At 59.3% G+C, this 13,333-nt stretch carries 16 protein-coding genes; 8 read left to right on the forward strand and 8 right to left on the reverse strand.

Translation table 11 applies throughout. The annotated features are described in order from the left end of the window. Nucleotides 1-176 precede the first annotated feature (176 nt). On the forward strand, nucleotides 177-1,160 hold the full coding sequence (locus tag BJ917_RS26700; RefSeq protein WP_121105424.1) for an MDR family oxidoreductase: 984 nt from the start codon (nucleotides 177-179) through the stop codon (nucleotides 1,158-1,160). Between the two features lie 122 nt (nucleotides 1,161-1,282). Here the strand turns inward: BJ917_RS26700 and ada are convergent, their stop codons facing one another. The 5 genes from ada to BJ917_RS26720 all read right to left on the reverse strand — a co-directional run bounded on the left by ada (nucleotide 1,283) and on the right by BJ917_RS26720 (nucleotide 4,470). Continuing rightward, nucleotides 1,283-2,350 (reverse strand): bifunctional DNA-binding transcriptional regulator/O6-methylguanine-DNA methyltransferase Ada, encoded by a 1,068-nt coding sequence (gene ada / locus BJ917_RS26705; protein WP_121105426.1) that lies wholly within the window; start codon nucleotides 2,348-2,350, stop codon nucleotides 1,283-1,285. 87 nt (nucleotides 2,351-2,437) lie between these two features. Further along, nucleotides 2,438-3,103 carry a DNA oxidative demethylase AlkB gene (gene alkB, locus BJ917_RS26710; RefSeq protein WP_121105467.1) on the reverse strand — a complete coding sequence of 222 codons (666 nt, stop codon included), beginning with the start codon at nucleotides 3,101-3,103 and terminating at the stop codon, nucleotides 2,438-2,440. 5 nt (nucleotides 3,104-3,108) lie between these two features. Next, nucleotides 3,109-3,813, reverse strand: coding sequence for a 2OG-Fe(II) oxygenase (locus BJ917_RS26715; protein ID WP_096511766.1), 705 nt, complete (start codon nucleotides 3,811-3,813; stop codon nucleotides 3,109-3,111). 148 nt (nucleotides 3,814-3,961) lie between these two features. Continuing rightward, nucleotides 3,962-4,132, reverse strand: coding sequence for a hypothetical protein (locus BJ917_RS32050; RefSeq protein WP_095194899.1), 171 nt, complete (start codon nucleotides 4,130-4,132; stop codon nucleotides 3,962-3,964). A 35-nt stretch (nucleotides 4,133-4,167) separates the two neighbouring features. Then, nucleotides 4,168-4,470 carry a DUF1883 domain-containing protein gene (locus BJ917_RS26720; RefSeq protein WP_057400164.1) on the reverse strand — a complete coding sequence of 101 codons (303 nt, stop codon included), beginning with the start codon at nucleotides 4,468-4,470 and terminating at the stop codon, nucleotides 4,168-4,170. Between the two features lie 213 nt (nucleotides 4,471-4,683). Between BJ917_RS26720 and BJ917_RS26725 the strand changes: the two genes are divergently transcribed. Beyond that, entirely contained in the window at nucleotides 4,684-5,040 is a 357-nt protein-coding gene (locus tag BJ917_RS26725) for a hypothetical protein (protein WP_096511765.1), read from the forward strand. Between the two features lie 74 nt (nucleotides 5,041-5,114). Further along, nucleotides 5,115-5,345, forward strand: coding sequence for a hypothetical protein (locus tag BJ917_RS26730; protein ID WP_096511764.1), 231 nt, complete (start codon nucleotides 5,115-5,117; stop codon nucleotides 5,343-5,345). 11 nt (nucleotides 5,346-5,356) lie between these two features. Here BJ917_RS26730 and BJ917_RS26735 read toward each other — a convergent pair whose 3' ends face one another. After that, a complete protein-coding gene (locus BJ917_RS26735; protein WP_096511763.1) occupies nucleotides 5,357-5,638 on the reverse strand; it encodes a hypothetical protein in 282 nt (93 codons plus the stop codon). A gap of 258 nt (nucleotides 5,639-5,896) precedes the next feature. Continuing rightward, nucleotides 5,897-6,085 (reverse strand): hypothetical protein, encoded by a 189-nt coding sequence (locus BJ917_RS26740; protein ID WP_096511762.1) that lies wholly within the window; start codon nucleotides 6,083-6,085, stop codon nucleotides 5,897-5,899. 292 nt (nucleotides 6,086-6,377) lie between these two features. Between BJ917_RS26740 and galU the strand changes: the two genes are divergently transcribed. Next, nucleotides 6,378-7,217 carry a UTP--glucose-1-phosphate uridylyltransferase GalU gene (gene galU, locus BJ917_RS26745; RefSeq protein WP_008065368.1) on the forward strand — a complete coding sequence of 280 codons (840 nt, stop codon included), beginning with the start codon at nucleotides 6,378-6,380 and terminating at the stop codon, nucleotides 7,215-7,217. Between the two features lie 114 nt (nucleotides 7,218-7,331). Next, nucleotides 7,332-8,690: a glutathione-disulfide reductase gene (gorA, locus tag BJ917_RS26750; protein ID WP_096511761.1), complete on the forward strand. Its 1,359-nt coding sequence runs from the start codon at nucleotides 7,332-7,334 to the stop codon at nucleotides 8,688-8,690. Nucleotides 8,691-8,802: 112 nt separating this feature from the next. On the opposite strand, the gene BJ917_RS26755 is transcribed toward gorA, so the two are convergent. Beyond that, a complete protein-coding gene (locus BJ917_RS26755; protein WP_121105428.1) occupies nucleotides 8,803-9,822 on the reverse strand; it encodes a DNA-binding protein in 1,020 nt (339 codons plus the stop codon). A 178-nt stretch (nucleotides 9,823-10,000) separates the two neighbouring features. Between BJ917_RS26755 and BJ917_RS26760 the strand changes: the two genes are divergently transcribed. The 3 genes from BJ917_RS26760 to ahpF all read left to right on the forward strand — a co-directional run bounded on the left by BJ917_RS26760 (nucleotide 10,001) and on the right by ahpF (nucleotide 13,330). Next, nucleotides 10,001-10,939: a site-specific integrase gene (locus tag BJ917_RS26760; protein WP_096511759.1), complete on the forward strand. Its 939-nt coding sequence runs from the start codon at nucleotides 10,001-10,003 to the stop codon at nucleotides 10,937-10,939. Between the two features lie 138 nt (nucleotides 10,940-11,077). Further along, a complete protein-coding gene (gene ahpC, locus BJ917_RS26765; protein WP_007975937.1) occupies nucleotides 11,078-11,641 on the forward strand; it encodes an alkyl hydroperoxide reductase subunit C in 564 nt (187 codons plus the stop codon). A 126-nt stretch (nucleotides 11,642-11,767) separates the two neighbouring features. Then, complete coding sequence (ahpF, locus tag BJ917_RS26770) at nucleotides 11,768-13,330, forward strand: alkyl hydroperoxide reductase subunit F (RefSeq protein WP_121105430.1); 1,563 nt, start codon at nucleotides 11,768-11,770, stop codon at nucleotides 13,328-13,330. Nucleotides 13,331-13,333 lie beyond the last annotated feature (3 nt).

The raw sequence follows: 13,333 nt of genomic DNA on the forward strand, positions 1-13,333 counted from the left end.
AAGGACGATCAGGATTTGTAGCAGCATGATTGGCCCAAGGCCAGTCATGTTTGTCTGCCGGCGCAGGCGTTATTAGCTCCGCTGGTTTTATGTATTGGCTTAAAGTCGTGTACGGCATTTTTTTGCGATGTGGTATTTAAATCACACCATAACAGGTGAACCCTCCGGAGGCAGTCATGTTCCAAGGCATTTTGATCGACAAAGACGACAGCGGTTACCGAGCCACCCTGCAAGCGATCAGTGAGGATCAACTGCCCGAGGGCAACGTGACGGTGCGCGTGGCGTATAGCACGTTGAATTTCAAGGACGGCCTGGCGATCACCGGCAGCAGCCCGGTGGTGCGAAAATTCCCGATGGTGCCGGGGATCGATCTGGCAGGGACCGTCGAGGTCAGCGGGCATCCGGACTACAAGGTCGGTGACCAGGTCCTGCTCAATGGCTGGGGTGTGGGCGAAGGGCATTGGGGTGGTCTGGCGCAAAAAGCGCGCCTGAATGGCGATTGGCTGATTCCGTTGCCCGAGGCATTTACCGCTGCGCAAGCCATGGCCATCGGCACCGCCGGTTACACGGCGATGTTGTGCATCCTGGCACTGGAGCATAACGGCGTGACACCCGAGCAAGGCGAAGTGTTGGTCACTGGCGCCAATGGCGGTGTGGGCAGTTTCGCCATCGCATTGTTGTGCAAGCTGGGCTACCGGGTGGTCGCGTCCACCGGCCGCACCTCGGAGCACGATTACCTCAAGCAGTTGGGCGCCAGCGAAATCATCGATCGCGCGACACTGTCCGAGCCGGGCAAACCCCTGGCCAAGGAGCGTTGGGCGGCGGTCATCGATTCGGTCGGCAGCCACACCCTGGCCAACGCCTGTGCCAGCACCAAGGCCAACGGCACCATCGCCGCCTGCGGCCTGGCCCAGGGCATGGATTTCCCGGCCTCTGTCGCACCGTTCATTTTGCGTGGCGTGACCCTGGCCGGCATCAACAGCGTGACGCAACCCAAAGCCAAGCGTGTGGAGGCGTGGCGTCGTCTGGCGCGAGATCTGGATTTCAATCTGCTGCCGCTGATCAGCCACGAAATCGGTTTAAGCGAAGCCATTGATGCGGCGCCGCGCTTGCTGGCCGGGCAATTGCGCGGGCGGGTGGTGGTGGATGTAAACCGCTGATTGGGCACTGAACCCCCTGTAGGAGCGAGCTTGCTCGCGATGGTCGTTAACGATTACGCGTAGTTATTGGTTCAACGCGGCGTTCTTGAGTCCATCGCGAGCAAGCTCGCTCCTACAAGGGATCAGGTGGTGCTTTCGCGCTCCAGCAATTGCCGTTTGCGCTCCACCCCCCAGCGATACCCCGACAGATTGCCATCGCTGCGCACCACGCGGTGGCAGGGGATTGCCACCGCCAGGCTGTTTGCGCCACAGGCTTGAGCGACGGCGCGAACCGCTTTCGGTGCGCCGATGCGCTGGGCGATATCGGCGTAACTCGCGGTACTGCCGACGGGAATCTCCCGCAAGGCTTGCCAGACCCGCTCCTGAAAGGCCGTGCCGCGCACGTCCAGCGGCAAGTCCAGGCCGAGGGCCGGGGCTTCGATAAAACCCACGACCCTGGCAATCAACTGTTCGAACGCTTGATCGGCGCCGATCAGATTGGCCCGGCGAAATTTGTCCTGCAGGTCGCAGACCAGTTGCTGAGGGTCGTCGCCCAACAGGATCGCGCACACCCCGCGTTCGCTTTGCGCCACCAGAATCGCCCCGAGGGAACACTGGCCGACGGCAAAACGGATGTCGTTGTTCTGGCCGGCAGCGCGGTAATCGGCGGGTTTCATGCCCAGCACCTGATCCGCTGCCTCATAGAAACGACTGTTGGAGTTGAAACCGGCGTCGTACAAGGCGTCCGTGACCGAGCTGCCGCCGGCCAGCCGCTCCCGCACCCGACGTGAGCGGTGGGCCGCGGCGTAACCCTTGGGCGTCAGGCCGGTGACGGCCTTGAACACCCGATGGAAGTGAAAGCTGCTCAGGCCCGCGGTCTCGGCCAGTTCGTTCAGGGCGGGAAGCTCATCGGCGGTTTCGATCTGACGGCACGCGGCGGCCACGGTGGCGGCATGTTTTGCGGCCACGTCGCTCTGATCCTTCGCCGCGCGTTTGCTCGGACGATAACCCGCCGCTTGAGCCAACTCGGCGGTCTCGAAGAATTCGACATTCTGCGGTTTGGGCAAGCGCGCCAGGCTGCTGGGGTTGCAGTAGATCCCGGTGGTTTTCACCGCGTAGACAAACTGCCCGTCCGCCTGTGGATCGCGGGCGACCACAGCGGCCCAGCGTGGATCGTTTTCGGTGGTGATTTTTGTCGATTGGCTTGTCATGGCTATGCATCCGTTGACCCGTTTGCCGCAGATTAACCACTGGCCCGTACACCTACACTCCGGCGCTTGCGGTCAAACTCCGGGTTTTCACCTGGCGGTGCGAAAGGTGAAGTTGATCCGTTGTTCGCCCATGCGCGGATGCTGGCCGTCCTTGATGGGCAGGACGCCGTGATAACGCAAGCGATCGACTCCACCCCAGACCACGATGTCACCATGCAGCAACGGCACGCGTTGGCTCTTCTCGCTGCGCACGAAGCCGCCGAACAGGAACATGGCCGGCAACCCCAGCGACACCGAAACGATAGGCGCTGCGTAGGATTTTTCGTCTTTGTCCTGATGCAATGACATTTTCGCTCCGGGGATATAACGGTTGATCAGGCAGGAATCCGGCTCGAACGCACTGAATCCTGCTTCCAGCGCCGCCGCTTGCGCCAGCTGGAAAAACACCTCGGGCATGGGCGGCCAGGGGTGGCCGGTCTGCGGATCGTTGCGGGTGTAGCGATAACCGCTGCGATCGGTGGTCCAGCCCCAGGTACCGCAGCTGCTTAAAGCCACCGACATGGTAAAGCCGCCTGGCGTGACCATCTGTCGAAACGGTGCGGCCGCCAACACCGCTTCCAGCGCGGGCAGCAAGCGGTCCAGCCAGGGCAAAGCAAAGCCTCTCAAGACGCAGGATTGTTCGCCGATCCGCTCAATCCTGGGCTGCTGCTCGGGTTCGGTGTCGGCAAACAGGTCAAAGGTGGTCGGGTTCATGCTGGTCATGTCGCATCGTGAAAGATGATGCCAAGGGTATGCCGTTTTCCACTGTGCAGGCGACTGACGCCGTGGCGCAGGGTTACCCGGTAGTATCCGCGCACGCCTTTGACCGGGCGCTGGTTGACGGCAAAGATCAATCCGTCACCTTTTTTCAGGCCGATGACTTGCGGGCGCGACTGCATGCGCGGGCGCTGTTCGGTCAGCACGAATTCGCCACCGGTGAAATCATCACCGGGTTCTGACAGAAGAATCGCCACTTGCAGTGGGAAGACGTGTTCGCCGTACAGATCCTGATGCAGGCAGTTGTAGTCCTGTGGGCCGTATTGCAGCAACAACGGTGTCGGGCGTTCCTGACCGGCGGCATGACACCGTTCGAGGAACGCGTCATGGCTTTCAGGGAAACGGTTCGGCAAACCCATCTGTTCATGCCAGCGATTGGCAATCGGCACCAGTCGCGGATAGAGCGCATGGCGTAACCGGGCCACGAGGTCCGGCAGCGGGTAGCGGAAATACTTGTATTCGCCGCGGCCAAAACCGTGACGGGCCATGATCACTTGCGAGCGAAAGGGTTCGGGTTGGGCGTACAAGGCGCTGATTTCATCGCACGCCTTGTGGCTCAACAGCGACGGGATGACCGCGCAGCCATCCTGGTCGAGTTGCTGTTCCAGCGTCGCCCAATCGAGACTGTCGAGGTATCGCCCGCTCATCGACGGGCCTCGCGGTCCCACGCTATCAATACGCGAAGGATGGGCATTGCTCTGACTCCTTGACCCAAGGGGGAAGTGGCCAGTCTAGGACGCGCCGAGGATGCGAACACTCCGGCGCTTGCGGTCGAATTTCAACGCCTGGATGGCGTTACAGCGCTTTGCTCACGCTGATTTCGCTGATGACGTCTTCGCCCTGGCCGTGCAAGGCGTCCAGCGCGGCCTTCGCTTCTTCCTCGGTGCCGTTTTCCAGCTGCGCGAATTCGAAGCGGCGTTCGCCGTTGAGTTTGTACTTGATGACGTATTTGGTCGTCTGAGCCACGGTCATACCTGCCTGTCTGTGTGCTTGAATGTCACTCAGCTCAGTTTCGAGCTGGAGCGGCGAATGATCTTGATCGAGTGGGTCAGGGTCGGTTTGCGGGTCACGCTGATTGCCCGGCGGTTGACCGTGTCGATGGTGATATTCCAGAAACCGGTGCTCGGCGCGGTGATGCGGGCCGGGAACGTGTCGAATGCGCCACCGTGGTAAGTGTGGCGGCCGCCGTTCTTGAAGCTGCGGAAGTTGGCGTCGTTCATCAAACGGATGTTGCACATCTGCGAGCATTGAATGACGACGATGTCGTCTTCATTGAGGTGCTCGCGCTGGTGGATAAATTTCATGGGCGCCTCCAGAAGGGCTTTTTCTACAAAATCAAAACGATAGCAGTGGGCAATTGGCGCAGTTTATCAGTCCGCAGGCGTTATTATCCGGCTGTCGAGGCCCGCGTTGACAATTAAAAGCGGTTATTCGGTGCCCGGTGGGCGATAAAATACAGTGGGCCCCGGAGAAAAACCGCATCTGCGCTGTCGGAGGGTCTTTATCGGAGGTTTCGTATGAAGTGGGGAGTGTGGGTATTGCCGTTGGCGTTGGCGATAAGTGGTTGCGCGACCGTCTCGGAGATCGACGCGTCGCTGCCCACCATGAACGTGATTTCAGGCAAGAAGCCCCATGAGTACGCGCAATGCTTGAGCGAGAAGCTCGCCAGCAGTCGCGGGGCCTTGCAAGTCGAACCGCAGAAAGACGGTGTGCGGGTGATCGTGCCGCAGAAGCTGTCGTCAGGGCCGGCGGCCGTATTCGATATTGAACAGCGCTCCGGCGGCAGCAGTATCAAACTCCATGAACGCATCTCCAACGTACCGTTGCGTCCCCGGGATGTACGCAATGCAGCGACCGAGTGCATTTCCGGCTGATAGACTACCGATATTCAAAACACCCATGCCGTCAAAGCAATGCTCTGGCGGCATTGTCATTTCTGGAGTCTGGCATGAAGCGCGAGCAAGTGCGGGAACGGCACGCAGAGGGTCTGATCTGTGCCACCCACGTCATACAAAATCCGGCGAATCCAGGGGAGTGGATCGTGTTTTTCAAAAAGAGCGCCGGACGCAGTTTTTTTCTGGTGGATGACAACGACGAAGTCGAATCCTTTTCTCGCCTGGACGATCTGGTCGAAACCGTGCGCGGCCTGGGGATCAAATTCGCCGAAATCCACATATAGGGCAGGGCGCCTTACTTGCAGACCACCACCACGCTGCGGTTTTTGAAGTTGCCGACGTCGAGGCCCAGGGTTTTGTCACTCTCCTCGGGGGCTGGAGAGCCGTCGGTGCCGACGATGCGGTAGCCGGTGCCGGCACAAGACGCATCGGCCTTTTCATAGCAGGTCGCCCAGGAATTGGCTTCCCCGGAGCAATCGATGGCCAGGCCTTGTTCGCCGTTGTTCAGGTAAGTGGTTTCGGATGTTGCGCAGCCACTCAGGGCCAATACCGCAATCAGTGGCAAAAATCGGGTCATGTCGTTGTCGTCGTCAGTGGGGTGGGCAAAGCCTGTGACAGCGCCGCGGGCAAAAGGTTATAGCGAAAGGCCACTGTGGGAGCGAGCCTGCTCGCGAAAAACCTCCGAACAACGCGTTCATTCAGACAGCACGCGTTATTGTTGTCGTCCATCGCGAGCAGGCTCGCTCCCACAAAAAGGCCCGCAAGCCAGTCAAATTTTCATTTTCAGTGACCAGCATCATGCCTAGAGGCAGGGCTGTGGCGCGTAAGCCAAGGATCAGCTCTTGTCCTTGCCGCGTCGCTTGGGTTCCGGGTGTTCCAGTTCGAGCACCGACGCCACTTCGATCGCCATGGCTTCAGTCGGAAAAGGGCCGACGATATTTTCGCCCCCCGCATTGCCTATCCACCATTGGCCGTCTTTCGCTTTGTTGATCAGGTACCCGTTGACGCTTTTTGCTACCGACATCTATCTGCCTCGTTGGCTGGTTCAAATGCGCCATGATAGCGCCAAACACCCGCAACCGGTGTCGATGGGTGTAGGGTGGTGCGATTGCCTGATCAGTTGACAAGCGTGCAAATCTGCCGGTCTCTGCTATCACTTACAGGTTGCCGAAGGATCGATGCAGTCTCTTGCGGAACTATCGGCAAGAATATTTCTCTATGATGGCATCGGTTAGCCAGCGCGGGGCATTGTAAGGTGCTCGCCGCCTGATTAGACTGCGCCGAAACTCGTACACACAGCCCTTTCAAGGACTTTTATGATCAAGAAATGCTTGTTCCCAGCAGCCGGTTACGGTACTCGCTTCCTGCCAGCGACTAAAGCCATGCCCAAAGAAATGCTGCCGGTGGTAAACAAGCCACTGATCCAGTACGGCGTCGAAGAAGCACTGGATGCCGGGTTGACCGAAATCTCCATCGTTACCGGTCGCGGCAAACGCGCCCTGGAAGACCACTTCGACATCAGCTACGAGCTGGAAAACCAGATCAAGGGCACCGACAAGGAGAAATACCTGGTCGGCATCCGCAAGCTGCTCGACAACTGCTCGTTCTCCTACACCCGTCAGACCGAAATGAAAGGCCTGGGGCACGCGATCCTGACCGGCCGTCCGCTGATCGGCGACGAACCGTTCGCCGTGGTGCTGGCGGACGACCTGTGCGTCAACCTCGAAGGCGACGGCGTACTGACCCAGATGGTCAAGCTGTACAAACAGTTCCGCTGCTCGATCGTGGCCATCCAGGAAGTCGACCCGCAAGAGACCAACAAGTACGGCGTCATCGCCGGCGAGATGATCCGCGACGACATCTACCGCGTGCACAGCATGGTCGAGAAACCAAAGCCTGAAGATGCGCCGTCGAACCTGGCCATCATCGGTCGCTACATCCTGACCCCGGACATCTTCGACCTGATCGAACAGACCGAGCCAGGCAAGGGCGGTGAAATCCAGATCACCGACGCTCTGATGAAACAGGCCCAGAACGGCTGCGTCATGGCCTACAAGTTCAAGGGCAAGCGTTTCGACTGCGGTGGTGCCGAGGGCTACATCGACGCGACCAACTTCTGCTTCGAGAACTTCTACAAGACGGGCAAGGCGTACTGATAGCACGCCCAAGCTGTTTGTATTGAAAAGCCACCTTCGGGTGGCTTTTTCATTTGCAGCGCTTGCCCAACGAGCGCTCGCGGGTATGCTGTTCACCTGCCGAGGAGATAGACAATGGCCCACGATTTTGATCTTTATGTAATTGGCGCCGGTTCCGGCGGTGTGCGGGCGGCCCGATTTGCGGCTGGTTTCGGCGCGAAAGTGGCCGTGGCCGAGAGTCGGTATCTGGGCGGTACCTGCGTGAACGTCGGCTGTGTGCCGAAAAAATTGCTGGTCTACGGTGCGCATTTTGCCGAGGACTTCGAGCAGGCATCGGGTTTCGGTTGGAGTCTGGACGAGGCGCAGTTTGATTGGCCGACGCTGATCGCCAACAAGGACCGCGAGATCAATCGCCTGAATGGCATTTATCGCAACCTGCTGGTCAACAGCGGCGTGACCCTGCATGAGGGGCACGCCAAGATCGTCGATCCGCATACTGTCGAGATCAATGGCGAGCGTCATACCGCCAAGAACATCCTGATCGCCACCGGAGGCTGGCCGCAGATCCCGGAGATTCCGGGGCATGAGCATGCGATCAGTTCCAACCAGGCGTTCTTCCTCAAAGCGCTGCCCAAGCGGGTGCTGGTGGTAGGGGGCGGTTACATTGCCGTCGAGTTTGCCGGGATTTTCCATGGCCTCGGCGCCCAGACCACGTTGCTCTATCGCGGTGAGTTGTTCCTGCGGGGCTTCGACGGTTCGGTGCGCAAGCACTTGCAGGAAGAGCTGACCAAGCGTGGCATGGACCTGCAATTCAACGCCGACATCGAGCGTATCGACAAGCAGGCCGATGGCAGCTTGAAAGTCACGCTCAAGGACGGCCGCCAACTGGAAGCCGATTGCGTGTTCTACGCCACGGGCCGACGCCCGATGCTGGACAATCTCGGGCTGGAAAACACCGGGGTCAAACTCGACAAGAAAGGCTTTGTCGAGGTGGATGATCAGTACCAGACCGCCGAGCCGTCGATCCTGGCGCTGGGTGATGTGATTGGTCGCGTTCAGCTGACACCGGTGGCGCTGGCTGAAGGCATGGCGGTGGCGCGACGTCTGTTCAAGCCTGAGCAGTATCGCCCTGTAGATTACAAGATGATCCCGACAGCGGTGTTCAGCCTGCCGAACATCGGCACCGTCGGTTTGACCGAGGAAGAAGCGCGGGACGCCGGGCATGAGGTGGTGATCTACGAAAGCCGCTTCCGGCCGATGAAGCTGACCCTGACCGAATGCCAGGAGCGCACGCTGATGAAGCTGGTGGTGGATGCCAAGACCGACAAGGTGCTGGGTTGCCACATGGTCGGGCCGGAGGCCGGCGAGATCGTGCAAGGCCTGGCGATTGCCTTGAAGGCAGGCGCCACCAAGCGTGACTTCGACGAAACCATCGGTGTGCACCCGACGGCCGCCGAAGAGTTCGTCACCATGCGTACGCCGGTCGCCGGCTAAGCGCCTTTTGTGGGAGCGAGCCTGCTCGCGAAAGCGGAGGCTTAGTCAGCAGGGATGCTGGATGTGATGGCCTCTTCGCGAGCAGGCTCGCTCCCACAGGAACTTGCGTGGTTCATGACATTTGTGTCCCGCCGCCGTCCGTTGTGGGAGGGGCGGGTTCGCTCAAGCGTGTGTTTGTTTCAAGCTCTGCCTGGACCTTGGTCAACTCGATTTCCAGCGCCTTGTTGATCTGTGACTGCTCATCGACATTCTGTTTCAGCGACTGACTCTCAAGAAGGGCGACGCGCAAGCGTTCCTGGAGGAGGGTGCGTTCGCCGTCAAACCGTGTCACTTGCTCCAGCAGTTGATCCTGGCGGCTGTTGCTTTGCTTGAGCTGCTCTTGCATCAGGCTCAGCTCACGCAGCGTGCCGCGGTTTTCCGTCAGCAAGCGTTCGTTGTCGCGGTGCAACTGGGTGATTTCATCCTGGCGCACCAGCGCGCTTTGCTGCGCCTGACGCAATTCCATCTGCAACTGCTGCACCTGGCTTTCGTGACGACTGTGTTCCTGCTCGCGCTGCTCCTTGACAGCATTGCGGTAGTGCTCCAGTGCGTCGCGCGCATGCAGGTGCTTCTCTTCCAGCGAGCGGATCTGCTCGTCCTTGTCCTGCAAACGTAATTCGAAATCAGCCAAAGCCTGAGTCAGCCCGGCATTACGGGTTTGTTCGGCCTGCAAGATGGCGCGGGTTTCGTGTAGCGCCTCTGACTCTTGGGTGAGTGCCAGGCTCTGAATCTCGTACTGCTGGTGCAGTTCGGTGTTGGCTTCCCGAGCCTCTTCCAGCTGAGCCTCCAGGGTTTTGCGCTGCGACTCGAACTGCTCGAGGGCCTGATCGATCGGCGCCTGGGCTTGCTCCTTCAGGCGTTGCGCCAGCCGCGAAACCAGTGCGAGCAACTCATCGTCGATAGGCTCGGACGGTTCTGTTGTCACCGGTTCAGTGGTGACGCCCAGCTCCTTCAGATACCGATGAATCGTGGTTTTCGAACCGGTATTGCCCATTTCGATCCGTACGGCATCGATGCTGGGGTTTTCGCCGCGAGCAAGGATCGCCAAACGTGCAGCTTGCACTACTGCCTTATTTACACCGCCACGGGCCATGATTGCTCCTACTATTTCGTGATGTGGTACGTATTACGTAAATACACATTGTACCATCGAAAAACAAAAGTTAAATACAGTATGTTTTTGACGCGGGATATACTGGTATTACCCCGCGTGATACGCCGAAAATCCATTTTTGCCAGTAAAAGCCGTACGCATTCGAGAGTTTGACCCCATGAGCGAGCTGGATCGTTACCTGCAAGCCGCAACCCGCGACAACACCCGTCGCAGTTATCGTGCGGCCATCGAACACTTCGAGGTGACCTGGGGTGGTTTCCTGCCGGCCACCGGCGACAGCGTGGCGCGTTATCTGGTCGCCCATGCCGGTGTGCTGTCGATCAACACCTTGAAGCTGCGATTGTCGGCGTTGGCGCAGTGGCACAACAGCCAGGGCTTCGCCGACCCGACGAAAGCGCCGGTGGTGCGCAAGGTGTTCAAGGGGATTCGTGCGTTGCATCCCGCCCAGGAGAAGCAGGCCGAGCCTTTGCAGCTTCAACATCTGGAACAGGTGATCGCTGGGTTGGAGCAGGAAGCACAAACCGCAATCATTGAAAACAACCGACCGGCTTTGCTGCGGGCCAGACGCGATAGCGCGCTGATCCTGCTGGGCTTCTGGCGAGGATTTCGTAGCGACGAGTTGTGCAATCTGCAGATCGAACATGTGCAAGCCATCGCCGGCACCGGCATCACCTTATTCTTGCCGCGCAGCAAGGGTGACCGCGAAAACCTCGGCAAGACTTACCAGACACCCGCCCTGCAGCGGTTGTGCCCGGTGCAGGCGTACATTGCCTGGATCACCGAAGCGGCCCTGGTGCGCGGACCGGTTTTTCGCGGCATCGATCGCTGGGGGCATCTGAGCGAAGAGGGCCTGCATGCCAACAGCGTGATACCACTGCTGCGTCAGGCGCTGGAGCGTTCGGGCATCGCCGCCGAACACTACACCAGCCACTCCTTGCGCCGCGGTTTTGCCTCATGGGCGCATCAGAGTGGCTGGGACTTGAAATCATTGATGAGCTACGTGGGCTGGAAAGACATCAAGTCCGCCATGCGCTACATCGAAACCAGCCCGTTTCTCGGCATGACCCGCCTCGTGGAAAAACCGCTGGAACCCTAAATTCGGTTTTCTTCTATTAATACTGTTGGCTAATAGCGAAAGCCAATCAGCAGTATCAGGTTTGCCAATGAGCCATCCGTCCGTCGAGTGGGTAAAGTTCTCTCCATCAACTTCACAACCCCTGACGGAGAGTCATAGATGCCTATCATCAACAGCCAAGTCAAACCGTTCAAAGCTGACGCATTCAAAAACGGCGACTTCGTAAAAGTCTCGGACGCTGACCTGAAAGGCAAATGGTCGGTGGTGTTCTTCTACCCGGCTGACTTCACCTTCGTTTGCCCAACCGAGCTGGAAGACCTGGCCGACAACTACGACGCTTTCCAGAAGCTGGGCGTCGAGATCTACAGCGTTTCCACCGACACCCACTTTGCTCACGCTGCCTGGCACAACACGTCGCCAGCCATCGGCAAAATCCAGTACACCATGATCGGCGACCCGACTCACGCCATCTCCCGCAACTTCGACGTGTTGATCGAAGAAGCCGGTCTGGCTGACCGTGGCACCTTCGTGATCAACCCTGAAGGCCAGATCAAGATCGTCGAGCTGAACGACGGTGGTGTAGGTCGTGATGCTTCCGAGCTGCTGCGCAAGATCAAGGCGGCCCAGTACGTCGCTGCTCACCCTGGCCAGGTTTGCCCAGCCAAGTGGAAAGAAGGCGAAGCCACTCTGGCGCCGTCCCTGGACCTGGTCGGCAAGATCTAAGTCTGTGACGCGCAACCCGGGGCGGAACGCCGCACCTGCTCAGTAAGCTGCACCGCCCAATAAAAACGCCCGGGCGAGATTCGCTCGGGCGTTTTTTTATGTCTCAAATTCAAGGAAATCGCCCGTATGTTGGACGCCAATCTTAAAGCCCAGTTGAAATCGTACCTGGAACGGGTCACCCAGCCGATCGAGATCGTTGCCTCCCTCGACGACGGTGCGAAATCCCGGGAAATGCTCGAACTGCTGAAAGATGTTGCCAGTCTTTCCACCCAGATTACTTTGCTCGATAACGGTGACGATGCCCGCAAGCCATCGTTCTCGATCAATCGCCCCGGTGCCGATATCAGCCTGCGTTTCGCGGGCCTCCCGATGGGCCATGAATTCACTTCGTTGGTGCTGGCCTTGCTGCAAGTCGGCGGCCATCCTTCGAAGGCCAGTGTCGAAGTGATTGAACAGATTCGTTCGCTCAAAGGCGAGTTCAACTTCGAGACCTATTTCTCGCTGTCCTGCCAGAACTGCCCGGACGTGGTCCAGGCGCTGAACCTGATGGCCGTGCTGAACCCCAGCATCCGCCACGTCGCCATCGACGGCGCGCTGTTCCAGGCGGAAGTCGATGAGCGCCAGATCATGGCGGTGCCCAGCATCTACCTCAACGGGGTGAATTTCGGGCAGGGCCGCATGGGGCTGGAAGAAATTCTCGCCAAAATCGACACCAGCGGCATCGAGCGCCAGGCAGAGAAGATCAGCGCCAAGGAAGCCTTTGATGTGCTGGTGGTCGGCGGTGGCCCGGCCGGTGCTTCGGCGGCGATCTACGCGGCCCGCAAAGGCATTCGCACCGGTGTTGCGGCTGAGCGTTTTGGTGGTCAGGTGCTGGACACCATGGCCATCGAAAACTTCATCTCGGTGCAGGAAACCGAAGGGCCGAAACTGGCCGTCGCGCTGGAGGAACACGTCAAACAGTACGACGTGGACATCATGAACCTGCAACGTGCCGACCAGTTGGTGCCGGGCGCGAATGGCGAGCTGCATGAAATCCACTTCGCCAGTGGTGCGAAGCTCAAAGCCAAAACCGTGATCCTGGCGACCGGTGCGCGGTGGCGTGAAATGAACGTGCCGGGCGAGCAGCAATACCGCAACAAAGGTGTGGCGTACTGCCCGCACTGTGACGGCCCGCTGTTCAAAGGTAAGCGTGTGGCGGTGATTGGCGGCGGTAACTCCGGCGTCGAAGCGGCCATCGACCTGGCCGGTATCGTGTCCCATGTCACGCTGCTGGAGTTTGACGTGCAGCTGCGCGCCGACGCGGTGTTGCAGCGCAAGTTGCACAGCCTGCCGAACGTCACCGTGATTACCCATGCGCAAACCACTGAAGTGACGGGGGATGGTCAGAAGGTCAACGGCCTGCGCTATAAGGATCGTCAGACCGACGAACTGCGCACCGTGGAGCTGGAAGGGATCTTCGTGCAGATCGGTCTGCTGCCCAACACCGATTGGCTCAAGGGCACCATCGAGTTGTCGCCCCGTGGCGAAATCATCGTCGATGCCCGTGGTGAAACGTCGATACCGGGCGTGTTCGCCGCCGGCGACGTCACCACCGTGCCGTACAAGCAGATCGTGATCGCGGTGGGTGAGGGCGCCAAGGCTTCCTTGAGTGCATTCGATCACCTGATCCGGACATCGGCACCGGCATAAACG

The organism is Pseudomonas sp. WPR_5_2, assembly GCF_003634475.1.
Classification (GTDB): domain Bacteria; phylum Pseudomonadota; class Gammaproteobacteria; order Pseudomonadales; family Pseudomonadaceae; genus Aquipseudomonas; species Aquipseudomonas izuensis.

Bases quoted from the DNA above. Each gene is read 5' to 3' on its own strand.
- ada (WP_121105426.1), bottom strand. From the start codon at position 2,350: ATGACAAGCCAATCGACAAAAATCACCACCGAAAACGATCCACGCTGG.
- gorA (WP_096511761.1), top strand. From the start codon at position 7,332: ATGGCCCACGATTTTGATCTTTATGTAATTGGCGCCGGTTCCGGCGGT.
- ahpF (WP_121105430.1), top strand. From the start codon at position 11,768: ATGTTGGACGCCAATCTTAAAGCCCAGTTGAAATCGTACCTGGAACGG.
- BJ917_RS26720 (WP_057400164.1), bottom strand. From the start codon at position 4,470: ATGAAATTTATCCACCAGCGCGAGCACCTCAATGAAGACGACATCGTC.
- alkB (WP_121105467.1), bottom strand. From the start codon at position 3,103: ATGAACCCGACCACCTTTGACCTGTTTGCCGACACCGAACCCGAGCAG.
- BJ917_RS26730 (WP_096511764.1), top strand. From the start codon at position 5,115: ATGAAGCGCGAGCAAGTGCGGGAACGGCACGCAGAGGGTCTGATCTGT.
- ahpC (WP_007975937.1), top strand. From the start codon at position 11,078: ATGCCTATCATCAACAGCCAAGTCAAACCGTTCAAAGCTGACGCATTC.
- BJ917_RS26715 (WP_096511766.1), bottom strand. From the start codon at position 3,813: ATGAGCGGGCGATACCTCGACAGTCTCGATTGGGCGACGCTGGAACAG.
- galU (WP_008065368.1), top strand. From the start codon at position 6,378: ATGATCAAGAAATGCTTGTTCCCAGCAGCCGGTTACGGTACTCGCTTC.
- BJ917_RS26700 (WP_121105424.1), top strand. From the start codon at position 177: ATGTTCCAAGGCATTTTGATCGACAAAGACGACAGCGGTTACCGAGCC.
- BJ917_RS26740 (WP_096511762.1), bottom strand. From the start codon at position 6,085: ATGTCGGTAGCAAAAAGCGTCAACGGGTACCTGATCAACAAAGCGAAA.
- BJ917_RS26725 (WP_096511765.1), top strand. From the start codon at position 4,684: ATGAAGTGGGGAGTGTGGGTATTGCCGTTGGCGTTGGCGATAAGTGGT.
- BJ917_RS26760 (WP_096511759.1), top strand. From the start codon at position 10,001: ATGAGCGAGCTGGATCGTTACCTGCAAGCCGCAACCCGCGACAACACC.
- BJ917_RS26735 (WP_096511763.1), bottom strand. From the start codon at position 5,638: ATGACCCGATTTTTGCCACTGATTGCGGTATTGGCCCTGAGTGGCTGC.
- BJ917_RS26755 (WP_121105428.1), bottom strand. From the start codon at position 9,822: ATGGCCCGTGGCGGTGTAAATAAGGCAGTAGTGCAAGCTGCACGTTTG.